Annotated in this window: 20 protein-coding genes and 1 CRISPR repeat array; of the genes, 9 read left to right on the forward strand and 11 right to left on the reverse strand. The window is 41.1% G+C overall.

Going from position 1 to position 26981, the window contains the following annotated elements; translation table 11 throughout:
- Nucleotides 1-232: 232 nt before the first annotated feature.
- Both V7K38_RS09170 and V7K38_RS09175 read left to right on the forward strand, forming a co-directional pair.
- Nucleotides 233-1429, forward strand: a complete 1197-nt coding sequence (locus V7K38_RS09170; protein WP_334857187.1) for a glycoside hydrolase family 10 protein — start codon at nucleotides 233-235, stop codon at nucleotides 1427-1429.
- Nucleotides 1430-1802: 373 nt separating this feature from the next.
- Nucleotides 1803-4547: a tetratricopeptide repeat protein gene (locus V7K38_RS09175; protein ID WP_334857189.1), complete on the forward strand. Its 2745-nt coding sequence runs from the start codon at nucleotides 1803-1805 to the stop codon at nucleotides 4545-4547.
- A 36-nt stretch (nucleotides 4548-4583) separates the two neighbouring features.
- Here the strand turns inward: V7K38_RS09175 and V7K38_RS09180 are convergent, their stop codons facing one another.
- The gene (locus V7K38_RS09180; RefSeq protein ID WP_334857190.1) at nucleotides 4584-4841 is read right to left on the reverse strand and encodes a ribbon-helix-helix domain-containing protein; all 258 of its coding nucleotides are present in this window, start codon (nucleotides 4839-4841) and stop codon (nucleotides 4584-4586) included.
- A gap of 86 nt (nucleotides 4842-4927) precedes the next feature.
- Nucleotides 4928-5665 (reverse strand): Ycf66 family protein, encoded by a 738-nt coding sequence (locus V7K38_RS09185; RefSeq protein WP_334857191.1) that lies wholly within the window; start codon nucleotides 5663-5665, stop codon nucleotides 4928-4930.
- Nucleotides 5666-6030: 365 nt separating this feature from the next.
- On the opposite strand from V7K38_RS09185, the gene gndA reads away from it, so the two are divergent.
- On the forward strand, nucleotides 6031-7461 hold the full coding sequence (gene gndA / locus V7K38_RS09190) for an NADP-dependent phosphogluconate dehydrogenase (RefSeq protein ID WP_334857193.1): 1431 nt from the start codon (nucleotides 6031-6033) through the stop codon (nucleotides 7459-7461).
- 140 nt (nucleotides 7462-7601) lie between these two features.
- On the opposite strand, the gene V7K38_RS29630 is transcribed toward gndA, so the two are convergent.
- The 3 genes from V7K38_RS29630 to V7K38_RS09210 are packed head-to-tail and all read right to left on the reverse strand — an operon-like array spanning nucleotide 7602 to nucleotide 11398.
- Entirely contained in the window at nucleotides 7602-9737 is a 2136-nt protein-coding gene (locus V7K38_RS29630; RefSeq protein ID WP_442940759.1) for a substrate-binding domain-containing protein, read from the reverse strand.
- 21 nt (nucleotides 9738-9758) lie between these two features.
- Nucleotides 9759-10664, reverse strand: a complete 906-nt coding sequence (locus V7K38_RS09205) for a DUF1822 family protein (protein WP_334857194.1) — start codon at nucleotides 10662-10664, stop codon at nucleotides 9759-9761.
- Nucleotides 10664-11398 (reverse strand): helix-turn-helix domain-containing protein, encoded by a 735-nt coding sequence (locus V7K38_RS09210; RefSeq protein WP_334857195.1) that lies wholly within the window; start codon nucleotides 11396-11398, stop codon nucleotides 10664-10666. Before V7K38_RS09210 ends, V7K38_RS09205 begins: the two co-directional genes overlap by 1 nt.
- A 362-nt stretch (nucleotides 11399-11760) precedes the next feature.
- On the opposite strand from V7K38_RS09210, the gene V7K38_RS09215 reads away from it, so the two are divergent.
- Together V7K38_RS09215 and V7K38_RS09220 are read left to right on the forward strand one after the other, a co-directional pair.
- The gene (locus tag V7K38_RS09215) at nucleotides 11761-12474 is read left to right on the forward strand and encodes a PspA/IM30 family protein (protein ID WP_334857197.1); all 714 of its coding nucleotides are present in this window, start codon (nucleotides 11761-11763) and stop codon (nucleotides 12472-12474) included.
- A 6-nt stretch (nucleotides 12475-12480) separates the two neighbouring features.
- Nucleotides 12481-13362: a phosphate ABC transporter substrate-binding protein gene (locus V7K38_RS09220; protein ID WP_334857198.1), complete on the forward strand. Its 882-nt coding sequence runs from the start codon at nucleotides 12481-12483 to the stop codon at nucleotides 13360-13362.
- Between the two features lie 195 nt (nucleotides 13363-13557).
- On the opposite strand, the gene V7K38_RS09225 is transcribed toward V7K38_RS09220, so the two are convergent.
- A complete protein-coding gene (locus V7K38_RS09225; protein WP_334857199.1) occupies nucleotides 13558-14697 on the reverse strand; it encodes a serine/threonine-protein kinase in 1140 nt (379 codons plus the stop codon).
- A gap of 395 nt (nucleotides 14698-15092) precedes the next feature.
- On the opposite strand from V7K38_RS09225, the gene V7K38_RS09230 reads away from it, so the two are divergent.
- Complete coding sequence (locus V7K38_RS09230) at nucleotides 15093-15569, forward strand: EamA family transporter (protein WP_334857201.1); 477 nt, start codon at nucleotides 15093-15095, stop codon at nucleotides 15567-15569.
- 201 nt (nucleotides 15570-15770) lie between these two features.
- Here the strand turns inward: V7K38_RS09230 and cax are convergent, their stop codons facing one another.
- Nucleotides 15771-16862, reverse strand: coding sequence for a calcium/proton exchanger (cax, locus tag V7K38_RS09235; RefSeq protein WP_334857203.1), 1092 nt, complete (start codon nucleotides 16860-16862; stop codon nucleotides 15771-15773).
- A gap of 577 nt (nucleotides 16863-17439) precedes the next feature.
- Here cax and V7K38_RS09240 point away from each other — a divergent pair.
- Nucleotides 17440-20112 (forward strand): DUF3536 domain-containing protein, encoded by a 2673-nt coding sequence (locus tag V7K38_RS09240; protein WP_334857204.1) that lies wholly within the window; start codon nucleotides 17440-17442, stop codon nucleotides 20110-20112.
- A 308-nt stretch (nucleotides 20113-20420) separates the two neighbouring features.
- Here V7K38_RS09240 and V7K38_RS09245 read toward each other — a convergent pair whose 3' ends face one another.
- Genes V7K38_RS09245 through V7K38_RS09260 form a run of 4 tightly spaced genes read right to left on the reverse strand, consistent with a single transcriptional unit; the run spans nucleotide 20421 to nucleotide 22985 of the window.
- Entirely contained in the window at nucleotides 20421-20666 is a 246-nt protein-coding gene (locus tag V7K38_RS09245; RefSeq protein WP_334857206.1) for a hypothetical protein, read from the reverse strand.
- 35 nt (nucleotides 20667-20701) lie between these two features.
- Nucleotides 20702-20947 carry an HNH endonuclease gene (locus V7K38_RS09250; protein ID WP_334857208.1) on the reverse strand — a complete coding sequence of 82 codons (246 nt, stop codon included), beginning with the start codon at nucleotides 20945-20947 and terminating at the stop codon, nucleotides 20702-20704.
- A 5-nt stretch (nucleotides 20948-20952) separates the two neighbouring features.
- Nucleotides 20953-22050: a Gfo/Idh/MocA family protein gene (locus V7K38_RS09255; protein WP_334857210.1), complete on the reverse strand. Its 1098-nt coding sequence runs from the start codon at nucleotides 22048-22050 to the stop codon at nucleotides 20953-20955.
- Between the two features lie 38 nt (nucleotides 22051-22088).
- Nucleotides 22089-22985 (reverse strand): beta-1,6-N-acetylglucosaminyltransferase, encoded by an 897-nt coding sequence (locus V7K38_RS09260; protein ID WP_334857212.1) that lies wholly within the window; start codon nucleotides 22983-22985, stop codon nucleotides 22089-22091.
- 323 nt (nucleotides 22986-23308) lie between these two features.
- Here V7K38_RS09260 and V7K38_RS09265 point away from each other — a divergent pair, with 323 nt between their 5' ends.
- The gene (locus V7K38_RS09265; protein WP_334857214.1) at nucleotides 23309-24817 is read left to right on the forward strand and encodes a BamA/TamA family outer membrane protein; all 1509 of its coding nucleotides are present in this window, start codon (nucleotides 23309-23311) and stop codon (nucleotides 24815-24817) included.
- 403 nt (nucleotides 24818-25220) lie between these two features.
- Nucleotides 25221-26243: an isopenicillin N synthase family dioxygenase gene (locus V7K38_RS09270; protein ID WP_334857216.1), complete on the forward strand. Its 1023-nt coding sequence runs from the start codon at nucleotides 25221-25223 to the stop codon at nucleotides 26241-26243.
- A gap of 310 nt (nucleotides 26244-26553) precedes the next feature.
- Nucleotides 26554-26923: a CRISPR direct-repeat array (repeat unit 37 nt; unit sequence ATTGCAATTTATCTAAATCCCTATTAGGGATTGAAAC).
- The last annotated feature ends 58 nt before the right edge of the window (nucleotides 26924-26981 follow it).

Below are 26981 nucleotides of genomic sequence, written 5' to 3' on the forward strand. Positions count from 1 at the left end.
TCCATACCAATATATATTGGGCACAAATGATTACTTGCTGCGTCAAGCATCTTATAACTTTGTACGTCTGCTTTAGTTTTTTTGGTGCAAAAGTTCCATAAGCAGGGAACGAACAACTACCAACTCATTAGTTTTATACTAAGCATAAATATTTACAGACTATATGCTTAGTAGATTAAATCGTAAAAGCGAACAATGGCGTGTGTGAGTAGCTAATGCATCATTCAAATTTATGAAATCACCTTTTATTGCTCAAAGTTGGCGGCGGCTATTCAAGTCTCTTTTTCCGATTATCATTTTAATATCCTTTGTTACGGTATTGCTGGTAGACAGTTTCGCCCCTGCGATCGCACAGTTACCCCGTCAAGAAATTCGCGGGGTTTGGATGACTACCAATGATTTTGACACCCTCAAAAATCGAGACAAAGTGCAAGATGCGGTGAGTCAATTACGACGGCTGAATTTTAACACAATCTATCCTGTAGTGTGGAATTCTGGCTATGTAATGTATCCTAGTGCGATCGCACAACGTGCAGGTATTCAACCTTTTGTCTACAAAGGTTTAGATGGACATGATATTCTTGCAGACCTAATTACCCAAGCCCATCGCAAAGGACTGCTAGTAATTCCCTGGTTTGAGTTTGGTTTCATGGCTCCCCCAACGTCGGAACTAGCACTGAATTATCCTGATTGGTTCACACAAAAGCGGGATGGTAGCCAAACTTCAAATAGTGCGGCTGGTGAGGTGATGTGGCTCAATCCCTTCCTTCCACAAGTGCAACAATTCATCACCAATCTAGTGCTGGAAACTGTCACTCAATATGATGCTGATGGTATTCAGTTTGACGATCATACGAGTTTGCCTTACGAATTTGGCTACGACCAATATACAGTTGCTTTGTATACTAAAGAAACCAAGAATGCTCCCCCAAGGGATGCCCAAGATGCGGTATGGGTAAAGTGGCGGGCAGATAAAATTACGGCGTTCATGGTACAACTTAACCAAGCTGTGAAGCAAAGAAAACCACAAGCAATTTTCTCTATTTCTCCTAATTATCATGATTTTGCTTACAAGTTTCACCTGCAAGATTGGCTGAGTTGGATGCGGCAAAATATTGTAGACGAGTTAATTGTGCAAGTTTATCGTCCCGACATGCAAAGTTTTGTGGCTAATATTTCTCGCCCAGAAATCCAAGAAGCACAAAAAATAATTCCAACTGGAATTGGTATTATGGCTGGGTTACGAAATAATCCAGTTCCCATGCAGCAAATTAAGTCTCAGGTGCGGGCTGCTCAAGAACGCGGTTTAGGCGTAACTTTCTTTTATTATGAAAGCCTTTGGAACGATGCTCTAGAATCCTTAAACGAGCGACAAGTTGGATTTGGAAGTCTCTTTCCATCTCCTGCACTCCGCGCCAGAGTTGAATAACTTTCCTGTTGAATTTGAGTTCGACAAAGTTAATAAAATTCACTTTCAGGACTTATGCAAAGGTAAGTATTTTCGCCATTGCAAGCCTTGACGTAGCCTCTCGGAGAGAAGCAAAGTAATCTCGTCAAGACTGGGATTGCTTTACTAGGCTACGTTTCGCTAGCAATTTTTTATGGCTAATGATGCGTGTAGCCGCTTTGCAGCTTGTTATCAGACATCACCAGTTGCGCTCAAAGGCTCAGATTGAGCATTAAAAATTACAATGGGTCAATCTAATTTTTATAGAATTCTGTTGAAATAGGCAATTTGAGATGTTGAATTCAAGTAGGAGTCGCTAAAATCTATACATCTGACCAAGTATTTTCATTGCCAGATGACAACTCCAATACCTTATTACATCTCTCGCAAACAGGCTCAGGACTTTCTAGCTAAATTTGCCCAAGCACTGATATCTCCAGAATCTACCCCACTGCTGTTTCAGATTTATGGTTTCGGGGGAGTTGGTAAAACTACCCTCACCCAAAAACTAAAAGAGACGCATGAGTTGCAAGCTGACTTTGCAGAAGTCTCTTTTGGTCGTACACCAGGTATTGAAACGCCACTGAAGCTAATGGAAAAGCTTTATGAGCTATTACCAAAACCTACCGGACTCTGGCGAAGGGATTTATTATCTAAACCTGACCCTTTTACATCACTTTATGAGCAGTATCAGGAAACTGTTTACAAGCTGAAAACGGAACCTGTGCAAGGTAAATCAGTTGATACACAACAACAAAACACCGTTAAAGATTGGTTTGAACTAGGAACAGCCACATTCCTAGCCACAAGTGCAGCTTACTTGGGAGATCACGGAACAACATTGAGTTTAGGTTTGGATGCTACGGTCAAGGCTGGAGGAATGTTATCAGATGCATCACAAGCACTCAAACCGACGAAAGAGCGTATACAAGAATTACTGCAACAGCATCCAGCAACGAAGAACGACAAAGAGCTTCAGGAATTGATGCTGGAACCAATACCCAAGTTGACTCATGCATTTGCTCAAGGATTGATCGAAAAAACTCAAAGACATAAGCGCTCGATTGTACTGGTTTTAGATACTTATGAAAAGGCATCGTCAGATATTGACACTTGGCTGTGGCAGTATTTGTTAGAAGATACGCCCCTTAAGTCTTATGGTGTACGTATTTTGGTGGCAGGACGACGTTCTTTATTAGAAAAAGAAAGTTGGCGGAAGTTGCAACAAGATCGGCATTTAATCTATGAACAACGACTAGATGAATTCAACAAAGAGCAAACTAAGGAATATCTTCAGGATATTGGTATTACCAAATCTGGAGAGATTCAGAAAATATTTAAAGCTACTAAAGGCTTACCCTACTATCTCAGATGGATTAAAGAGGAGAAGGAAAAAGGTAACGAAATTGACTTTTCCCGTGGCAACCAAGCGATTACTGACCTGCTACTCCAAGGATTGAATCCAAAGCAAAAACAAATAGAAAAACAAATAGTGCAATTTGCGGCTTGTTGTCGTTGGTTTGATCGGTCGCTGGTTCAATATTTAATACAAAAACAAGGAATAGACTTTGAAACTGGTGTCAATGCAACTATCGACTGTTTTCATTGGCTAACAAAGTGCGATTTTGTTGAGTTTGTTCAAGGTCACTATCGGCTAGATGATGTGGCTCGTGATGTTTTTCGTCTGTCATTTTGTCAGGAGGACAAAACGCGATTTCGTGAAACCCATGAACTGCTAGCCACATATTTTGAGAATCAAGCTAACCAAGAAGTTGCTCCAGATAGCCCTGAACCAGAAAAATACAATAACTCTGATTGGTGTCAATATACTGCTGAATTTATCTATCATGCTCTCTTTGGGAGAAGAGATGAGGGTCAGCGTCAATTCCTTTCCCATTTCTTTGCTTCTCGCTATCTTAAACAACTTGAAGTAGTCATGATTCCTTTCACCGCAGTTGTCGCAGAAGCAACAGTAGAGAATTATCGCCTCTTACCCGATTCAACTGAGAAGTTTCTGAAAAGCATAAAATTGGGTTTTTTCTTTAGTTGGATGATGTTACCAGGAAATCCAGCTAAATATAATAAGATTAACTACGAGAATGTGATTGGCCCCTCTAAAGAAGAAATAGAGGCAGCATTACGACCTTGTTTTAGTCAAGTTGATTTTTTGGAAGATGGACTGGGTAAATATGCTGGGCTATTGTACAAATCCTTACGTAGTCAACCAAATCAGCAAGTTGATTTGCTACAGAGGGCAACAGAGCAAGCTGAAAAAATTGTAACTAATAGTTATCCTGAATTCAGTAGTAGTCTATTCTTAAATTTAGGTAATCAGCAGGATAATCTAGATCATTATGAAGAAGCGCTCGTTAGTTACAACAGAGCCTTAACAATTCAAGATGACAATCCTATAATTTATTACTGCCAGGGGAATGTCTTGGGAAAATTAGGTCATTATGAAGAGGCGCTCACTAGCTACGAGAAAGCCTTGCAAATTAAAGATGACTATGGCGAGGCTTGGAAGAACCGAGGCTTGGTACTGGCAGAATTAGAGCATTATCAAGAAGCACTTGCTAGTTTCGATAAAGCTTTAGTAATTAAAAATGATGACCTGAATGTATTGAAAAACATAACTGTTGTACTGTTGTTCTTACATTCTTATAAAGAGGTAATTACTATCTGCGATCAAATCTTAAAAATTAAACCGGACGCTCCTGAGATATTGAGCAACAAAGGTTTGAGCTTGAGTTTATTGGGGCGTTATGATGAAGCATTGACTAACCTCAATGAAGCTATGAAACTTCAACCAGGATATCCAGTTTTGTGGGCTAACCAGGGCATTGTACTGGCTCGTGCGGGGCGTTACCAAGATTCACTGGCTAGTTGTGAGAAAGCTTTACAACTACAAGCCAATGATGAGAGTGGTCATTACGGCAAAGCTTGCTATTTCGCCTTACAAAATGATGTTTATTTAGCCATTGAAAACTTACAACAAGCAATTAATCTAAGTCCTCGTCGATGTCGTAGGGAAGCAAAATTTAACCCTGATTTTGATAGCATTCGGGACAATGTAAGATTTCAGGCATTACTACAAGGTTAAATGAGCAGATTATATTCACAGGTGATGGACTTCCAATTAAAAGGTATCCATCTCTAATTTATGTGACAGTCGCGCCATCACCACTTCACCATTTACTACCTCTCCACGTTCAATAGAAGCAAGCCCAACAGCTATTTTTTTCTGGGTTTCTTCTTCCCATTCCTGATAACCCTTTTCCCATTCTTCTAGCAGTTTTAATGCTTTAGCAATCATATCTTCAGCATTTTCATATCTACCTGTAGCAATTCGGGTTTGTATAAATTGCTCGTATTCCGCTTTAAGCTGGATGTTCATAATTTTTTTGAAATTAGCCCTAAAATAGCTTGATGGAAATAGTGAAACCCAACATCATATTAGGTTAACGTTAGGTTTCACTGCATTCAACTAGCTTGATTCGGCGGTATTGCTTCCGGTGGTGTTTCCGCCGGGGGAGCGAGTACCGCATCTGGGACAATTTCTTCTACAGGAATCGGTTGCTTATCCTCAATTTCAAAATCTGCTTGCGCTGCTTCCACTAATTCAGGAGATGGGGGATGTGGTGGAATGGCTTCCGGTACACTCTCGATTTTTGCTTCGGTGTCGGTAGTAACTGTCTCCTCTGCTGGTTGTTCTGGGATGGCAGTAGTATTGTCGATAATCTCAACAACAGGTTTCTCTGCTCTTACAGAGGTAATGTCTTCAGGTTTGGGGGTTGCGGGTGGCTTTTTACTCCCAGTCTGTTGCACTTTAGCTTTCGCGCCACTGAAGGTGCTACCCAGACCTTTTTGCAACTGACCCAGCCGCTCCTGAATAGAGAACTTATTTACCTGTTCCTGAATGCCAGTTTTCACCGTCTCAGGACTGGGTACTTGGGTTTGCTGTGCCTGGGGGGTCAGTTGGCGACGTAATGATAGAGTTTGCCAACCAAACCAAACTAAAAGAGCCACACTAGCCACATGACCCAGCAATAAACCTCCAGTAATGCGTGGTGCAAACACCCATAAGACTAAGGCATAGAATAGTCCTACGCCACTCCAGATGAAGTCATTCTTACGGTGGATTTCTGGAAAAAAGAAAGCTGCTGTGTAAATGGCTAAACTACCAAGACCGACCACTAAAGCTAGGACATACGCCAGCATTATTTGGTTACTCCTTTGACTAGGGATTGGGGATTGGGGATTGGGGACTGGGGATTGGGGATTGGGGATTGGGGATTGGGTATTAGCAAGAAAAACTAATTTAGTAAATTAAATTCTTTCCTAGTTCCTAGTCCCCAGTCCCCAATCCCTAGCCCCTAGTCCCCAGCCTCCAGTCCCTCAAATAACAATTTTGCAAATTTTGCCAGTCAATTGTTGATTTAGATACAATTTAAAATTAATTATCCATGCTAGTTGTGGATTTTTGTCGTTTAGATCAAGTCTTAAGGTCTTCTTTAGGGGAGAACGGAAAATATCGGACTACCCTTAAAGTAAAAGGATCTGCAAGAGTTAGCCAGAAATTTTTTATGACACTACAAAGCTTTGGTGTGATTGGATTAGCCGTTATGGGTGAGAACATCGCTCTAAACGTGGAGCGCAATGGCTTCCCAATTGCAGTTTACAACCGCTCCCGAGAAAAAACGGATGCGTTTATGGCGCAGCGTGCGCCAGGAAGGAACGTCAAAGCCGCCTTTACTCTAGAAGAATTCGTTGCCTTATTGGAACGTCCCCGCAAAATTCTAGTAATGGTGCAAGCTGGTAAGCCAGTGGATGCGGTGATTGCTCAACTCAAACCCTTGTTAGAGGAAGGCGATATCATTATCGACGGTGGCAACTCTTGGTTTGAAGATACGGAACGACGCACTCAGGAATTAGAACCCGCAGGGCTTCGGTATCTTGGTATGGGTGTCAGTGGCGGTGAAGAAGGGGCGCTGAATGGCCCATCTCTGATGCCCGGAGGTACAACAAGCTCTTACGAGTTTCTATCACCAATTTTCAACAAAATTGCTGCCCAAGTCGATGATGGCCCTTGTGTAACCTATATTGGCCCTGGTGGTTCTGGCCATTATGTCAAAATGGTACACAACGGTATTGAGTACGGCGACATGCAGCTAATTGCTGAAGCCTACGACTTGCTGAAAAATGTCGCTGGATTAAACCCTAGTCAGCTACATGATGTGTTTGCTGAATGGAACACCACCGATGAACTCGATTCATTTTTGATTGAGATTACGAAGAATATCTTTCCATATATTGACCCAGAAACAAATAAACCCCTGGTGGATTTGATTGTTGATGCAGCCGGTCAAAAGGGAACTGGACGCTGGACTGTGCAAACTGCATTGGAATTGGGAGTTGCTATTCCTACAATTACAGCAGCAGTTAATGCCCGGATTATCTCTTCGATTAAAGATGAGCGGGTTGCAGCATCGAAAGTCCTCACAGGCCCCAGTGGCAAGTATGACGGGCAAACTAAGGACTTTATCAATAAAGTCCGTGATGCTCTCTATTGCTCAAAAATCTGTTCTTATGCTCAAGGGATGGCGTTGCTATCCACAGCTTCCAAAACATATAACTGGAATTTGGATCTGGGCGAAATGGCGCGGATTTGGAAAGGTGGTTGTATTATTCGCGCTCGCTTTTTGAATAAGATTAAAAAGGCTTTTAGCGAAAATCCAGCTTTGCCTAACTTGCTATTAGCTCCCGAATTTAAGCAGACAATTCTCGATAGACAAACTGCTTGGCGGGAAGTAATTGCGACAGCTGCAACAGTAGGAATTCCAGTACCTGCATTTAGCGCATCCTTGGATTATTTTGACAGCTATCGCCGCGATCGCTTACCTCAAAATCTAACTCAAGCACAACGCGACTACTTCGGCGCACATACCTACCTGCGTCTTGATAAGCCCGGAAGTTTCCACACTGAATGGGTACCCATTGCTGAAGCTAAGAAGTAAATTTTCACACATCTACATCAGAAGATTGTGAAAGGTTAAAAGTTTCAGAATACAGTTTTAAGGGTGGCTCTGAGTTTCAGAGTCACTTTTTTTAGGCTTATTTACGATATCACACGCAAACTTAATTACAAAATAACCACTCAACGGATACGCACAAATCCAGCTTCGTTCATCAATTTCTGTCCCTGAGTTGTTAGTAGCATATTGGCGTATGCTTCGCCTGCTTGTTGTTCTAAACTGTTATTATTATTCTGTTTAATTATGACAAACATCTGGCGTGTAATTGGATACTGGCCTGTTTTAAAAGCATCAATGTTTAACTTATTTCGTTGATTGGGACATTGTTCTGCTTTAATCAAAGGTTCTGTGTAAGGAGCGACAAAACTGTTCCCTTGTTTTGCAATTGGCAGTGGTTTAATTTTACATTGGGGGACGACTTCTGGAGCCGAAGCGTAGTAAATGCCACCGCGATCGCTGGCTAATTTTTTCAGCCCATCTGTTGTATCGTAAACATATACTACGTTACTTCCTAATTTTTCACCACTGAGAACGTTGTTAGCAAAGAACTCTACAGTGCCTCCGTCTTCAAAGCGACGGGAGTAAGCAGTAATTTTGAGGTTAGGGCCACCAACCTGATTCCAGTTAGTTATTTTACCAGTGTAAATCTCTTTGATTTCTCCCAAGGTTAGCCCTGAAATTTGGAGATCGGGGTGAACAGCGATCGCTAATCCTTCCAAAGCTACTGGAATTTGTTTCAGGCTCAAGCCCCGTTGTTGAGCTTGTTGAAACTCCCTATCTGCGATCGGGCGGGAAGATTGAGCAAAGGTGAGTTGTCCTTCCAACAACATCCGAATTCCTGTACCGGAGCCTGGTGTAGAAGTAATCGCATCTGTATAGCGTAATTCAAACTGCGGATGGGCTTTTTTGATTTCAATATCTACATATTGCCGAATTGGTGCCCAAGATGTGCTACCGCCATAAAACCATGTTCCTTCGGGAGCAGTTACTGAACTAAAATCGGAGTTGACTTTTTTCCCAACTAAATAGGCGACACCACCACCGACAACCACACCAAGCAAACCAATTAATAACCACGGCTTGATATTTTTCTTTGGTTGATGAGTTGAATTCTCTGGTTTGATTGGAGTCAGTTTTGGCGGAGAACTTTCGCGCAATCCTTGCCAAGTCAACGGTTCAACATTGGCTTCGATACAAATTGTTGGCAACCAAATTGCACCTGGATAATCAGATTTAAAATGTTCTAGGCGTTTGCGGGCTTTTTTTACAGAAGTAAATAGTGACTTATTATTATGGGTAAATTCTTGGAAAAAGTACCTTAAAAAATCTACTGCTACGGGGTCTGGAACAGGTTCCCGCATGATAATAACTTGAGGTAAATGTATTTGAGCAAGTTGGTTAGCTAATCCTAAACCATCACAAGAATTAAAAATTGCTAATTGTAATCCTTTATCAATAGCTTGTTTCAAAGCTTCTTTAAATTCTTCAATAGTCAAACTTTCTTTATCATTAAGTTCAATCCAACCTATTTGCCCATCTTCTTGACTTCCACTATGTCCCGTAAAAACGAAAATATGATATCCTTGTTCATCCCAAAGAGCATCACACAAATCTCGGCGGCTAGGCTTAATTAAACAGCGTACTTCTACGCCATCTGTCTCTAAATCTTGAATTACCTTTAAGTCATCTTTTGTATTAATGCCGTCACTTCTGCCCACAGCAACTAAAATTCTGACTTTTGTACTTTGAGGAACTAGTTTATTTATCTTCGGATTGGAGCCTTTGGGCGCACTGAGGGCAACTTCGGCGTTGGGATAGTGTTCTTCTAATAAATTCCATGCTTGCCAAGGAAGGCGGCGTAAACCGATATCTTTAGCATCAACGATTACGCGAATCTCATCATTTGACTGATTTAATTGTTGCGCGATCGCAATTAATCTATCCCGGATTGGTTGCCACCTGCTATCTCCACAATTGAGCCATTGATTCAGATAATCTTTAACTGCTCCCGTGTGTTCTACATGAGAATGAATCGTCACACTTTTGGGTGTAAGACGCAACCCTGGTGCGGGAGCAACATAAGAGCGTACAGCTTCGATTTGACGATATGCCGACTGCCATTCATTAAAGGATGATTCTAAATCTGGTGGTAATGGAGGCAAAAATCCTTCCGTTTCTTCATCCAAATCCTTTGCCGTCAGAATTACCAGAAACCCATCTTGTGAGTTGTGTCTAAGTTTCAACTTGACGATCGCCATTCCTGTCTCCTTTTGTTTGTTTTAAACAACAAACTCTTCCGTCAGACTTGTTTCCCCTAACACTATTTTGACACTGAATTTTTCCTCGTGCTGGCAGCTAAACTCCAGTTGCATCCAGTCGTCTGCACTTCTTGCTTGCGCTTCCATACCAGTGTTTCCGCCTTCATCAAGGACAATCATTTGTAAATCTGGTGGTAAATGAATCGAATCATCACCGGGATAAACCCGCAGGCGAATATCAAAAACTTCGCTATCTGTAGGAGTTAACTGCAATAACAACAGTACTTGGCTTTTTAGGTTAATCACCTTTGCCCGACTGATGGAGTTAGTTGAGGAACGAGTTATTGTGCTACTGCTTCTGAAATTGTTAGCAAAAACTAACTCTGGTGATTGCCAACCTGTCTCAAAAATTCCCGTAACCCATTGACGCAGATTTATTAATAGCGTTCGTCTATATATAATCTCGAAAAGAGAATCAAAGGATTGCAATTGTGCTATTTGCAGTATTGCTGGTGATTCCGTCATCTCCCTGGCTGGCAAAAATCCCAGTAATTCTACATAATCTAATTGCTGACTAAACTGAACTCCTACATAACCAATGCGTTCTTGTGTCATGGTTGGCGGCAAAACTATAGCAGCCTCACCCGGTAACACTGGACGACATTCAAGCTTACCAACACCAGGCAAGACTAAATCAGCAACATCAAAAATCGCCCTTAAACCACGATGCCAACTGTCACCTTGATTTAGTGCTGTCTCAACGTTCAGCCATTTGAGGTAGCTATGAACGGCATAGACAGCCAGGGTATTCAAATAAACTTGTTTTCCCTTTTCGGGGTTATCTTGCTGGGCGGCAAATTCCTCAGCCCAACGGTGGGCATTTTTGGGTAGAGGGACGCTTAAAGTATGTGGTTGTGTGTTAGTCATTAGTCAGATCCGAAATTCATACCAATTTCTTTTAACAGGGGAAGGCAATTTTTCTTCCAGTGGGAGTAAAGAGTTTGATTGCTTATATTTAACTCTCTGGCAATATCAGCGATTTTATGAGGTGGTTCTTCCAGAAGTAAGCGCATTGCCAATAAGTGACAATGACATTCAGGATTTTTGCGGGGATGACTAGCTGTTAATTTACCCTCTTCGTCTTGCTCAATATATCGCCAGATGCGTTTACCAAGCCTCTGACGCTCAACTTCTTGGATTTGGGCAATTTTGATATCCAGCAAATCTAAAGAAATAGTTTCTGAGTGACGGTCTGGTAAAATATTTAGCAGGGTTGTTTCGTCACCCTGATCGTTACGGGTAAGTCTGTCTAAACTGATGGTATAATTACTGTCTGGTATATATAAATCTTTAATGCGCCATTTGAGATAGCCATTAATCCAGATTACTAGGCTTTGTTGGAAAGAAGGCGATACTCCTTCCCTTCGGGACGCTACGCGAACGGAGTCACTTCGTGAACGCGCTTCAAATTCGCAAATCTTCCGGCTCACCCATTCCCAAGTCTGATTTAAGGCTTCTAAATAGTCTTGGTGTCCAGACTTATAAATGCCAGGGAGTTGTTGAATAACCATAAACAGTCTATTTAATGCTTTCTGCCTTTCTAGACTAGGGTCTGGGTAGCAGCATACCTCATCAATCAGTTTTTTCAGTTGTTCATCCACAACGGTTTTTCGCGCCTGTTAATTACTTACCCGAAAGACAAGAAAGCTTTTGCTGCTTGAGTTTACCTGATTTTTAAATCACTTATTCCTTTATCAAAAAGTTTTTATTTCTCTAGAAAGAGAAAATTCATAATCGCATTACACGCAGTTAAGCTAAAACCCAAAAGCCTTGGATATTAAGGTTTTATACCGATTTTTTAATGAACAACAAGATCCCCGACTTCTTGAGAAGTCGGGGATCTGAGCTTTTAGAGCAATTCATTTCATAAAAATCAAAATACTGGATGTAAATCTAATAAGAGTCGCAAGCATAAAACTTGCCGTATCTAATTAAAACACTCTTCCTAAGATAGCTGTGATATATGAAAAAAGTTATGTACTGGTTAATGGGTGAAAAAGCAGGAAGAACCATAGTTGGTACTTGGAATTGGCTATGGGGAATGCCGGTAGAATCTGGTGGAAAGGTGGCTGTAGCAATAGCTGAAGAATCACTGCAATCAATGCAAGAATCTGTGCAAAAGTTAGCTCAAGCTGTTGCTATGCAAGAAGGTTCTTACAAAACAGCCAAAAATAAATACGAGTCAAAAGTTAAAGAATTAGGGACTTTAGAACAGCAAGCAAATATTGCCCAGCGCGGTGGTAATCCAGAAGCAGCGCGGATGGCAATGACTAAAGCAATTCAGACAGAGCAGATTTTGCCCAAATTAGAAGAAATGGTCAAACAGGCTGAAACATCTGTGAATGCTTCCAAAGACAAGCTGAATCGTGAGCGCATGAAGCTAGAAACCTACAAAGCTGATATGCAAAACATGAAAGATATGTCAGAGGTAAATGAAGCACTAGCGATGATTGCCAAAGTCAATAATGAATTTGATATTGGTTCAGCGAAAAGTGACTTTGAAAAAGCTAAAAGTGCAGTTGAACGCCGAAATTTACAAACAGGCGCTTTAGCTGAAATCTCTGAAAATCCGGCTGAAAAACTCCAGGCTGAAATAGAACGAATGACTGTAGATGACGAAGTTTCTCGTCGTTTGCAAATGTTAAGTGAATCGAGTCTTGAAAAACTACCAGAGTAAAAATTTATGAGTCAAAAAAGCGCTCCGCCTCCAATTGTTTTTATCCTAATTTTTCTAGCTTTAATCGGTGGTGGTTACTGGTTCTTTGTAGTCAGACCAGGTAATGTTACCTCTCCAGTTAACACACCCTCTGCTGGTAATCCGACTTTTTCGCCCCCAAGTTCACTACCAAGTGGTACTACTGTGAAAATAGACGGTTCTACAAGCATGGTGACAATTAACCAAAATCTCAAAAAAGGTTTTGAAAGGCAGTTTCCTGGTACAAATGTTGTTACTAGTGCTAATGGTTCTCAAAATGGGATCGCGGATTTGGTAGCGGGTAGAGCAGATATTGCGGCGGTATCGCGATCGCTAACTCCACAAGAACAAAGCCAAGGATTAATGGCGGTGTCTGTAACAAAAGATGCGATCGCGCTTGTGGTTGGTAAAGCAAATCCTTTCAATCAAGGATTAACTAGCGCCCAAGTAGCAGATATTTTTCAGGGTAAAATTAATAACTGGTCAGCCGTAAGTGGTAATAGTGGAACTATTCGAGTCATTAATCGACCGGCAATTAGTGGAACGCATCAAGCATTTCAAGAAATGGTATTGAAGGGAGCTAATTTTGGCACAACATCAAACATTGCAACACTACCACGAGATGCTACAACTCCTCTACTCCGAGCTTTAGGAACTGATGGTATCGGCTATGCAACAAGCGCACAGGTTGCCAATCAACAAACAGTGCGATTTATTCCAATTGATGGATTGACTCCCGATGCAAATGGTTATCCCTACCAACGGCAACTATTTTATGTCTATAAAAACCCTGCTAGCCCTGGTGTTCAAGCTTTCTTAAACTATGCAACTTCACCTCAAGGACAGCAAGCTATGATACTAGAAAATTAATTCATCTATATAGGAATCCGATTTGATTCCTGAATCATTCGTAGAGAGAGGGAATGGGGAATGGGGAAGAGGAAAGAAGGAATAAAGTTGTACTGAGTTCTGTTCAAAAATCAAGTAGGAGTCCTATATATAGAGGATGATTAATTTGAATACGTCGTTTTGCTTACAATGATGGTTATTTGAAGGGATGGATTTTTAAGGATTGTTATTACCAAGATATTTAGCTTTTAACTCCTCTAATTCTTGATCTATTTTGTTTGTACTCGTAGGTTGAGATGTGGGAGTCGGTGGTTGTATTTTATTTGGCTGAGGTTTGTTACCAACCAAAAATTGAGTTTTCATTTCCTCTAATTCATTCTCAAGTTGACTAGGAGATGGCGATACAAATGTAGCTGGAGAATTAGGTGGTGATTGAGGGATAAGCTTTGGTGCTATTGGTGGTTTTGCTGCTACTTGCGACTGGTGATTTAAGTCTTTGAGAACTGCATCCACTGTTTGATAACGCCGAATGGGAATACTTTCTAGCATTTTATTGAGAATGCGACTCAACTCATTACTAACAGGAGTTTTCAAGTATTGCTGCCAAACCCAGATATCGTTGTGGGTATCATAGGAATCGAAAGGCGATCGCGCTGTTAATAAATTAATACAAGTCGCACCCAAACTGTAAATATCACTAGCAAAAACAGCCCTACCTCTCATTTGCTCAGGTGCTACATATTCTGGACTACCAATACTTGTACCAGTTTGATTTAAGGCAGCGCCAGTAGCAGATTTAGCCGCACCAAAATCTACTAACACTAGTTTGCGATCGCTCTCGCGTAAAATAATATTTTCTGGCTTAATATCGCGGTGAATTACGTGTCTGGAATGACAAAATTGCAAAACTGACAATAAATCATTTAATAGTTGCCGGATTTGCGTTTCATTAAAAGCACCCCTATGTGCCAATTCCTGGGCTAAGTTGTGTCCGTCAATGAATTCTTGTACAAGATACTGCCGGTCTTCTTGGGTAAAATATGCCAGTAGTTCGGGAATTTGGGGATGTTTGCCCAATTCATCTAACTGCACCGCTTCTTGGTTAAATAACTCTACAGCTTTGGCAAGAGTGTTAGTGCCTTGGGCTTGGGGATAAAATTGCTTAATTACGCAGCGTGGTTTTGAGGGTTTATCCTCATCCACAGCTAAAAAAGTTTTGCCAAAACCACCTTGTCCGATTGGTTTGATAGCACGGTAACGTTCTTTGAGGAGTAACTTGGTACCGCAAGTCCGGCAAAACTTGACATCATGAGAATTTTCCGGCTTGGGACAATGGGGATTAAGGCAGTAGCTCATATAGGCGATCGCTCTTATATCTCTTTATTTTCTCCTGTCCCAGGCAAAAGGGTGTAATTAACAGATTTTAAATTTTAAATTTTGGATTTTGGATTTGTGTCACCCACAAAAGGAACGTGACTTTGATTTAAGACTTGTCTGTAAATCAACCATCTTAGAGGTTGAATGAACAAGTATTTCGCTGTGATTTTAGGCACTTAGCGATCCCCCCTAACCCCCCTTAAAAAGGGGGGAAACGGAATCAAAGTCCCCCTTCTTAAGGGGAGCCACTGCGGTCTTGGGGTCTCCCCAAGTGGAGCATGTGGCGGGGATTTAGGGGGATCTAGAACTTTTTGATACCGATAAGAGGACTTTTCAAACAACCTCTTAGTTTGTATGCAGCCTTCTAATCTAACATGAGCCTAAATCACATTGCTAATTTTGGTGAATCAGGAGGGAAGATGGAAAGCAACAGCAAAACATGGTGGATATATGCATTGTTTTCGGCTGTCTTTGCAGCATTGACAACTATCTTTGCCAAAATTGGGGTAGAAAATGTGAACCCTAATTTAGCAACAGCAATCCGAACTGTTGTTATCTTGGTGGTTGCTTGGGGGATTGTATTTTTTGAGGGAAACGCAGTTAATATCTTAGTCATTCCCCAAAAAACGATGATTTTCTTATTATTATCTGGACTAGCTACAGGTTTATCATGGATTTTTTACTTCCAAGCTTTACAAGCCGGAAAAGCTTCGCTGATTGCACCAATTGATAAATCGAGCTTGGTATTAGTTTTATTGTTTTCAGTGATTTTTCTGGGAGAACCATTAACCTGGAAGATTATTTTAGGTACTGGGTTTATAGTCATAGGTACTTTAGTTTTAATCATTTAAAGTCTTAACTAAGACTGAGAATTTTATCTTCTCCATTAAGTTATGCTGTTTTTGAGTGAGAAAGAAGAGTTTTTTGTCTTTTGGGGTTAGAAAAACTATTGCTGATATCTGATGTGGAAAATCTAAAATATAAAACTGGCTCTGTCATTACTCATAATCGAGTGCGATCGCTTTGGGTTAAACTGCGATCGCACTGCTAAACTACCCCATACCTTCCATAACTGGATGGAAGTAGAAGGCGAAACCCAACACTGTATAAGCAGCTAATAACAAAGTGCCTTCGAGCCAATTGGACTTACCATCAGAACTAATACTGTTTGCAATCAACACTGACACAACCACAGCTACTAATTCAAAGGGTTTAAAATCCAAATCCATTGGTTTACCCAATATCCGCCCAGCTATCACCAACACAGGCGCGACAAATAAGGCAATCTGCATACTCGATCCCACAGCTACCGAAAGGGAAAGATCCATCTTATTTTTCATTGCCACGGTGACTGCTGTGGCGTGTTCAGCCGCATTACCGACGATGGGAACCAAAATTACCCCTGTAAACAGTGCCGTCAAACCTAGCTGAGATGTGGCCACCTCCAAAGAATCGACCAACATTTCTGACTCAATCGCCACTAGCAAGGTACATACTAGCAGCACGCTAACCCACAACATCATATTTGGTTTAGCATGAGGGATTTCTTCTTCTTCTGTCTCCGCTACAGCCACATCATATAAATAGGAATGGGTTTTCATCGAAAATAGCAGCGTTAAGCAGTAAACCAGAATTAACACCACAGCAACAGCAATAGAAAGATTTTGCAGTGTTTCTTCGTTAATTCCTTGAGAGGTATAATTCATCGCCGTTGGCATCAAAATGGCAATCACCGCCAAATTCATCGAAGCAGCATTCACCCGCGCCACAATTGGCTGAAATGTCTGTTCTTTGTAGCGCAGTCCTCCCAAAAGCATGGAAAAACCCATTACTAGTAGTAAGTTGCTAATAATCGATCCCGTGATACTGGCTTTAACTACATCTATTAACCCAGCATTTAGCGCTACGAGGGCGATAATTAATTCTGTAGCATTACCAAAGGTGGCGTTTAATAAACCCCCCAATGATGGCCCCACTACTACAGCAATTTCTTCTGTAGCTGTACCCATCCAAGCTGCTAAGGGCAGAATCGCTAATCCAGATGTAATGAAAACTGTCAATTCTCCCCACTCCAGAAAGTGGGCTGCAACAGAAACTGGGATAAACAGTAATAAAACGAAAAGAATAATGTTTTTGGTTGACATTTGTTCTTTTGGGTTGAGGGTATCATTCACAGCGAGCAATCCTAAATTTTAAATTGGAGTGTTGAATTAAAAATTACTTTCACTCATCACTCCGATATGGTACTCTCAACATCCTGTAGACCAATTCAGAAATTGTACCGTTTTCAGTTCACTATAGTGGATGTAAAATAAGATTGCGATTTGAGGAGTTTTTGTAATTTTTCGTTGCAAAACTATGAATCTGAGCCAAAATATTACACCAGGAATGGGGTTTAATATATTAAAAGACAATTAAAATTTTAATTGGCGCTACTAGCGAGGAAACCCCTAACTGAGTTTTTGTTCAATGGCTAATTACATTTAAGCCTTCAGGGAAAGGGTTGTCTTGCAAAGTTCCTTCAAGTCGGCAGAGCCGCCCAACGGACTTTGCGCTGTGCGATAACGCAGATTTACCACTACAATGAGGAAGATTTGTCAAAAATTTGGTTAGATTCCATAGTTGTTGTTTATACCGGATTTTGCGATCAAACCATTGGAGAAAGGTTTACGCACAACGTTTTCGGTGCAACTGTAAGTTTTTTGTTTTGGATAAATATACATGACTTCTGCTGCTGAAATGCCGGCTAGCTCTGGCTCAACGTTAAGATTACATTCAGATCCCAAAAACACTAACGAAACCGATCCCCTGAGAAAGGCTAATGGTGTTTATGTGACGGTGCATGGTCATTTTTACCAGCCACCAAGGGAAAACCCTTATCTGGACGCAATTGAACGCCAACCGAGCGCTGCACCTTTCCATGATTGGAATGAGCGGATTCATTGGGAATGCTATCGCCCAAATGCCTTTGCCAGAGTCTTAAATGACCAGGGCGAAGTAGTGAAAATTGTCAATAATTACGAGTATTTTAGTTTTAATATCGGGGCAACGCTGATGTCGTGGCTAGAACGCTACGATGTGGAAGTTTATCAGCGCATTTTAGAGGCGGATACCAAGAGTAGCGATCGCTTGGATGGTCATGGTAATGCGATCGCGCAAGTATACAATCACATCATCATGCCTTTGGCGAACGAGCGCGACAAATATACCCAAATTCGCTGGGGTAAAGAGGACTTCCGCTCCCGCTTTGGCCGCGATCCCGAAGGAATGTGGTTGGCGGAAACTGCTGTAGATTATGCAACCCTAGATGCTCTTGTTGCTGAGGGGATTCGCTTCATTATCCTTGCACCATCCCAAGCATTGCGTTGCCGTCCCCTACCGACTCAAGAGCATTCCAATCCTGAATGGATCGAAGTCGGCGGTAGTCAGATTGATTCGACTCGTCCCTATCGTTGTTATTTGAAAGATAGTCAAGAGTCCAACGAAACAAATGACAAACCCTACATTGATATCTTCTTCTACGATGGGCCGATATCGCGGGATATGGGTTTTAGTGATGTGGTTTATAATTCCAGTCACTTTGCCGGACGTATAGGCTCGGCAGTCCGTGGGGATCATCGTCTGGCACAGTTGATTTCTGTGGCGACAGATGGGGAAACCTTCGGACACCACAAAAAGGGAACAGAGAAAACTTTAGCCTACGCCTTTACTAAAGAGTTTCCCCAACAAGGTTGGACAGTAACGAACTTCGCCCACTATCTCAGCTTAAATTCTCCTGGTTGGGAAGTGGAATTGAAGTCAGTCACAGCCTGGAGTTGCGCCCACGGTGTCGGCAGATGGGAAGATGACTGTGGTTGCGGTGGAGAAGGTGGTGTTTGGCATCAGAAATGGCGTCGTCCTTTAAGGGATGCCCTAAATTGGCTGCGGGATCAGCTAACAGGGGTGTACGAGGAACATGGCAGACAGTTATTTCGCGATCCCTGGCTAGCACGAGATGAATATATCCAAGTATTGCGCGATCGCTCTGCTGCCAATGTCAACCGTTTCCTCGCCCGTCATCAAACCCACAAACTAACAGCAGCCGAACAAGTAGACGCTTTGCGCTTGTTAGAAATGCAGCGTCACGCTTTATTGATGTTCACTAGTTGCGGTTGGTTTTTTGAAGAAATTTCCCGTCCAGAGGGGACACAAATTCTTCGCTACGCCGCCCGTGCTTTGGAATTGGCAGGGGATGTGGCTGGTGTGCAGTTAGAAAAAGGCTTCGTCAAACGCCTTGGTTTAGCCCCCAGTAATGTCGAGCAGTTCAAACACGGTGCGGAAATTTATCGGCAACTCGTGTTAACTGCCCAGCTTGGCTTTAAGCAAGTAGCAGCCCATTACGCCATTACTTCCCTGTTTACTAATCAGAAACCAGCCCAGGCGCACAATTTGCCTAGAAAGGATGCTGCTGATAAACAGTCTCAGCGCTACCACAAAAAGGTTTATTGCTACGCAGCTAATGAGTTAGATTACCAACTGCAACGCATGGGATCGCTAACTCTGGCTGTGGGAAATTTGAAGCTGGTGTCAGAGATTACTTGGGAAAGCGAGCATTTGGTATTTGCGGTTCTCCATTTGGGAGGCTGGGATTTTCACTGCTGCATTCAACAATTTACCGGGCGGCGTGACTATAGCCAAATCAAAGAAAAGCTGTTTGGGGCGCTAAAACAAGCTAGTGCGGCTCATACCATCTTGGCAATGACACAGCTATTTGGCGAAGAAGCTTTCAGCTTGCAGAATCTATTTGCTGAAGAACGCCATCGAATTATGGGGCTGCTGAGTCAGGAAACGCTGACACGTTTAGGACAGTTGTATACCCAAGCCTATCGTGATAATTATGGCGTGCTGATGGCGTTTCATCGAGATGAAATAACAGTACCACAAGAGTTGCAGGTAGCAGCCGATATTGCTTTAGGGCATCGCTGTTTGATGACATTGCGATCGCTTGAGCAAGATATTGCCGATCCCCAAAAGACTTGGAGTCACATCTTAGAATTGGAAGCGATCGCAACTGAAGCAAAACATCTGCGTTGTCGGCTGAATATTCCCGATGGTAAGCAGATGTTAGAACAGTTAATTGCGCGATCGCTTTGGCAATTGTTGCACGATGCCAATGGTAGTTTTAATGCAGATATCCAACTATTGGAGCGATTGATTGATGTCGGGGATCAACTAAATATTGACATTTCCCTACAGCGATCGCAAGAACTCTATTTTAGTTGTCTGCAAAGTCAGATTGCGCCGGTGTGTATTACTAGCTTTGGCAATGAAGCAGAGAATCAGTGTCTTCAGTTGCTCAAGTTGGGTAAAAAGTTAGCCGTTGATGTTAGCGCAATCTCAAATCAGTTGGGATAGATGTATGGTAGAACGGTAAAAGTCGTACACACAAGTCTAGAAATAGCTGAGGAACATAGGTTTTACCCCACCCTAACCCTCCCCGTATGTATTGGGGAGGGAACCGGATTTCCTGTTTCCCCCCAATATATCGGGGGGATTAAGGGGGGTAATACGACTTGTGTGTACACCGTAGCCTTACTAAGGAGAGGGATTGAGGGTGAGGTTTGATCTTTGATCAGTCTCTCCAGAGGCGTTAGTTCCGACGTCTTACTAAGGAGAGGGATTGAGGGTGAGGTTTGATCTTATATTTAATTACGCCTACCTACTTACTTAACGTGGGAGCGATCGCAATGGTAGGGATAAAGCCACTCACACCTAAAGAGTCCGTGGGTATGTTTTTCAAAAAAGGTTCCTGCATGGCGGCCAGGTGATATATCGATTCCAGCTTTCGTTTTAATCTCATATAACCAAGGAAAAGCTATTACTAAAACAACCATGAAACTGAAGAGGTAAAGAATTGTAGTTTTAGTATTGAGAAATCTTCGAGAATTGCTATTGTGATTTTGAGCCATAGAAATGAGAAACGAATAGCCCATACTATCCTAACCTAAAGCTCAAAATATCGTCGGAAGCGGGGATCAATGTTGTCTGTTTTCTGCTGATTGCAGGTAAGACAGAGAGTTTGTAAATTACTGATATCATTTTGACCACCACGCGCAAGGGGAATGATATGGTCAATACTGAGGTGAGTTTCTGTAGTAGTTTTACCGCAACTTTGACATTGATATTTGTCACGTTCAAAAACGTATTTCTTGACTTCCGGCGGGATACGAATACGGGGAGTTTTGTTCATTCTCTCTAGTGATTAAGAAATTCTTCTAAATTAGGTACATCTACCCAACTGGCTTTTGTATGCGATTCATGAGATAAATCCATCAACAATTGAGAATAAATTCCTTCTCGTAGTGATGGTGTAATTTCTTGATTGCGTTCAATTCCTTCTACCCATTTGTCTACTACGCGAATAAAGGCACAAATGCGCCCATCAGCATAATTTTTAGGGAAAATTAACCTATTTGGTATTTCTATTTCCGTCAAGGGTTTACCTGGCTGGGAACCCCAAACCCGAAAACCGTGGATATAATCTTTTTGATTTTCACTGCCTACAATTAATGTACCGCGATCGCCATATACTTCTACCCAATGGGTTCTTGCTGCATGAACAACCGCACTGATGGAAAGTTGGCAAGGTGTACCATCTGCTAATTCCAGTGTTAATATACAGTTGTCATCTGTATCCACTGGCTTAGATTCTCCACTAACAGGATCAACTCGTGTAGGAATCGCAGTAGTTAAATGGGCGTTTAATCTCCGAACTGGCCCGAATAACCAGTGAATGTAATCGAAAGCGTGAGAACCTAAAGATCCTAATGCACCGCCTCCTTTTTCTTTGTCAGAATACCAATTCCAAGGGCGTGAAGTATCAGCACGAGAAGAACCTAACCAATCAATTTTAATTAAGCGCAACTCACCTACATAATCTTGTGACAATAGTTCAGCAAATAATTGCCATGCTGGGACAAAGCGAAATTCAAAATCTACAGTGGCAATTACGCCTTTTGCTTTTGCTAATTGATAAAGTTCTTTAGCTTCAGATGCATTTAAAGTTGTCGGTTTTTCTAGTAATAAATGTTTTCCAGCTTGCAGTACAGTTTTTGCCATTTCATAATGCAAAAATGGCGGTGTAGAGATGCTGACTGCTTGCACTTCTGGTAATCCCACAATATCAGCCAGAGAATCAGAGGCGTGGCGAATATTATGGGATGCTGCTATGGCTTTGGCTTTATTGATATCTCTGTGATATATAGCAACTACCTCAGTTTGAGGATGTGCTTGGAATCCAGGGATGTGGACTTTTTGACCAAATCCAGTGCCTGCGATCGCAATCCCAATCATATCATCATTTACTCCTATACTTATACAATTTACTTACATCAAATCATTTCATCTATCATATCTAATATATCCGAGTCTTTACTTGTATCAAACTTCCTAGCGAATAATTTTTCTGATTGACTGATTTTTTCAAAATCATGTTTCTCTAATATTCTTGGATGATAGGAATTAGTGTCACCCCAATCTATATATCTCATGTAATTGTTAACTACCTTATCTTTAAAAGGTGAATTTAAAATAAGTGTCTGAAAAAATAATTCATCTGCACAATAACTGTAATGAAAATGTTTAACAAACTTGGGGTTTTGCCTTACAAAATCATTTATCCATTTTACACATTCTCCTGTTAAACACCAAAATTGAGAACCTCCATGAATAGCAAAGCCTTCAGGAAGTTTGCGTTTTATAGGTAAGAACAAAATAAAAAATTTATATAATAAAGATGCAATAGGAGATTTAAATTTTTCTTTTTCGGTAATACAAAACTGTTTATCATTCCAACGGATATGCCAATACTCTATTCTTCCTAAGCCGCCGTTTGTCCATTTACTACAAGGTAATGGGAAATATTCTATAAATTCCTTACCTTGATTGTTTTGTAGAAACATCTTCATATATGCATCTGATTTTATCAAGTAATCTTGCCCTGATAAATTTATAACATAATCAAAGTCAAGACCTGTTTTTACTATTGAACTTATACCTTCTAAAGTAGCTCTGACAATATCAAAGGTTCCCCATGCTGAATTATATCTCTTGAGAAAAAATACATTCGGAAACTTATGAAGTTGAGTAAATATCTGATTATATATTATGCTATCTGCTATTTTGTCTATATGTATAAAAAATGAAACATCATCTCTATTCAATTTATAAACAAGACGCAGCAATTGTTCAGGATAATTATGTGCCAAAATTATATATGCTATTCTCATAAAAATTATCTTGGGATATAAAGAAATTTGTTTCGATTCTTTGGCTTTATAGTATTTAGTATTTAATTTAAGGAACATTACGAAATGCTCAAAGCCTAAAAACACAACCCTACACCAAGGCAATCTTTAAGATTATATCCCCTAATGTGAGTGACAAAGATGCAAGTTTTTAATATTTTTTGGAACCTGTAGAGTTTATACTGAGTATTGGCGAAACAAGCAACCAGATTTTGGTATCGGCTCAATAGCAAGGTTAATATAGAACTTACGCAAAAGAGAACCTCTCTATGCTGTAAACTTAACAACACTAACGGATTTTCAATATGCGAGTTCAAATAACTGTAGTTGCGTTGCTTGCCGCCGTAGGCATCGCAGCAATGTTAGTGAGTGGTAAAAATCTAGAGGCATTTGCAGACTCGCAACCATCTACTCAAGATGGGGCTAGTGGGATTGTAACACCAGAAGCTACGATCCATATAGAGGGAGGGTACGCCCAATATGGTGATTATATAGGAGTTAGTTTAGGAAATAGCCAGACACTGGAAGTTTCTCAAAAAATTGTCAAAGATATCCAGATTCGTTTTATTAATAACAGAAGTCTGCCAATCAAAGGGCGAACTCAGAAAGATTTTATCATTGGTTTGCTCAGACTCAAACCAGGTCAGGTATTCAGTGAAGATTTACTTCAAGCAGACTTGCAACGATTGAGAAGATTAGAGTCATTTAATCAAGTCAATGTCTACCCTAAAGAAGATGCTTCTGGTGTTAATATCCTTTATGTAATCAAAGAGCGTAGCTTCCCTTCTGTCATCTTAGGAGGCGGTAATAACGATGACGTTGGGCTATACGGTCGGGTTGGTTATAGAGATGAAAATGTTAGCGGAGTGAACGATAGATTAAATACAGTTTTGCAGTTCAGCACTAAAGATGTCCAATTTAATGGTCAATTCACTAGTCGTTATCGTTCTGAAGAACCAAATCGCTTAGGTTATAGCATTAGAGCTTTTCGTAGTCGCAACACATCGGGAACCTTTAACGACGATATCAGATTAGCTGACGGCAGCAAAGTGCGAGAAGGAAGATTTGGTGGTTCTGTGGCACTTTTACGATCTTTTGATGAGTGGGATACATCTGTAGCGCTCAACTATACCAGAATTAGTCTCCGCGATGGAGATTATAACGTTGTCCAGGTTGATAGATTGGGGAGTCCTCTATCTGTGAGCGGCACTGGAATTGATGACCTATATACAGTATCATTTGCTGTATCCAGAGATCGACGCGATCGCCGAGACAACCCGACTCAAGGATCAATTCTCACTTTCAGTACAGAACAAGCAATACCCATTGGACTAGGGAATATTTCCAGCAACCGCTTACGGGGAAATTATATTCAGTATTTACCAGTCAGTTGGATAGGTAATGGTAGACCAACTGATAATCCAGAAATGTTGGCGATTAATTTACAAATTGGTACGACTATTGGAGATTTCCCACCAGCCGATGCATTTAATATTGGCGGAATAGATTCTGTCAGAGGTTACGGTTATGGTAAGGTTGCCAGTGGTCGGAGTTATGGTTTAGCTTCTGTGGAATATCGGTTCCCAATTTTTCAATCAATAGGGGGAGTTGTCTTTACTGACTTCGCCTCAGATTTCGGGTCTAGCGACAGCGTGTTAGGAGAACCAGGAGTCTTACGAGACAAACCTGGAAGCGGCTTTGGTTACGGCTTGGGATTACGGCTGAAGTCATCTTTTGGTTTGATTCGAGGCGACTTAGGAATTAGCGACCAAGGTGAAGTTAGATTTGAAGTTACGACAGGTCAGCGATTTTAATCGCATTAGTTTTTACTTTGCGTTTAAAATCGCCATGATTTGACGCAAAGCTTTATTTAGTCAAGTATTTCATTAATTTGTAGCGGATTTGATTTGACAATACCTTGCATTGTTAATGCAGTAGCTTGTTATGTTAATGCGGTGGCTTGTTATGTTAATGCAATGGCTTGTTATGTTAATTCAATGGCTTGTTATGTTAATTCAATGGCTTGTTATGTTAATGCAATGGCTTGTTATGTTAATTCAATGGCTTGTTATGTTAATGCAGTGACTTGTTATGTTAATGCAGTGACTTGTTAGCTTTGGAGTCAGGTGCGTTACGGCTTACGCCTAACACACCCTACATATACTTAGATTTTTTCATAAATCAAATCGAATTTCTATATATAGTACCAACCTGAATATGAAAAACTTGCAAGTAGTAGAGAAAGAGTTTTCATCCGTCCCGGTTATTGATATCAGCACCTTAGTTTCTAGACAAGAAAATCTCTATTCCGTCGCATCTCAAATTAAACAAGCATGTCGAGAATCGGGATTTTTCTATATTATCGGACATGGTGTAGACGAAAATTTGCAGCAGCGACTCGAAGAACTCAGCCACCAATTTTTCGCCCAAGATGTGGAAACTAAACTTAAAATCCGTATGGCTTTGGCAGGTATTGCATGGCGAGGTTATTTCCCCGTTGGTGGCGAACTGACATCCGGTAAACCCGACTTGAAAGAAGGTATTTACTTTGGCGCTGAACTCCCAGACGAACACCCACTAGTACAAGCTGGTACTCAGATGCATGGTTCCAACCTCTTCCCCGCCAACATTCCCCAATTTGGCGAAACAGTTCTTGAATATATGGAGGCGATGAAAAATTTGGGACACACTCTCATGACTGGTATAGCCCTGAGTTTGGGATTAGAAGAATCATATTTTGTTGATCGTTATACTTCAGATCCTTTAGTGTTGTTTCGCATCTTCAACTATCCTCCTAATTTATCACCATCAGATGGTAAACCAATCTGGGGTGTTGGCGAACATACAGATTATGGCGTTTTAACCATTCTCAAACAAGACAACTCTGGCGGATTACAGGTTAAATCCAAGTCAGGTTGGGTTTCTGCGCCTCCCATTCCCGGTTCCTTTGTCTGCAACATCGGCGATATGCTAGATAAAATGACAGGTGGTTTTTATCGTTCTACACCTCATCGTGTGCAAAACCAGTCTCAAAATCATCGCCTTTCGTTTCCCTTCTTTTTCGATCCCAATTTCGATGTAGAAGTTAAGCCCATTGAATTAGATAATATAGTGGCGAATGATAATATAGGCGATCGCTGGGATAAAGCTAACATTCATGATTTTCGCGGAACTTATGGTGATTATGTGTTGAATAAGGTGTCTAAGGTTTTTCCAGAATTGCGGCGAACAGTATTATAGGGTTTGATGCCATTTCTTCTTTGCCGAGTTGCCTTTTGCTTAGGTTTCTGTACGTCAAATGCGCGAAAGGGTAGGTGTACAAATTCCACACCCCCAAAAAAGTGCTTCTATCTCAACACCAGCAAGCTTTCACCCCACTAATCACCCAATTATTATCCGCGCAATCGCTGAAATGCTTACAAAAATTGGGTTTCAGCCTTTAAATTTTCCTGACACTCTTTCCAAACGAATTCTCTAATGCTATGATTGCTCAAGAATCGCGCAACTGCACCTTGAAAACTAAATACAGCTTGGCTTTGAGGCTCCCGCTATTGCAATTTATCTAAATCCCTATTAGGGATTGAAACCTTGCTACTGCTATTTATCTCGCCGCTCAAGAATTAGATTGCAATTTATCTAAATCCCTATTAGGGATTGAAACGCGTTTTTAACTTTGGCAATTGGAGAAAAGCGATCGCCATATTGCAATTTATCTAAATCCCTATTAGGGATTGAAACATACTGGGATAACAGAACTGTAAACCGCCGTCCCATTGCAATTTATCTAAATCCCTATTAGGGATTGAAACGGAGCAGCGAAAGTTATGGCAACCTCTACGATTACAATTTTGAATTTCTTGTGTTCATCCAAGACCGCCACCTCATTGCAATTTATCTAAATCCCTATTAGGGATTGAAACGCGTTTTTAACTTTGGCAATTGGAGAAAAGCGATCGCCATATTGCAATTTATCTAAAT

Origin of the sequence: Nostoc sp. (genome assembly GCF_036917465.1) — a bacterium.
Classification (GTDB): Bacteria; Cyanobacteriota; Cyanobacteriia; order Cyanobacteriales; family Nostocaceae; genus Nostoc.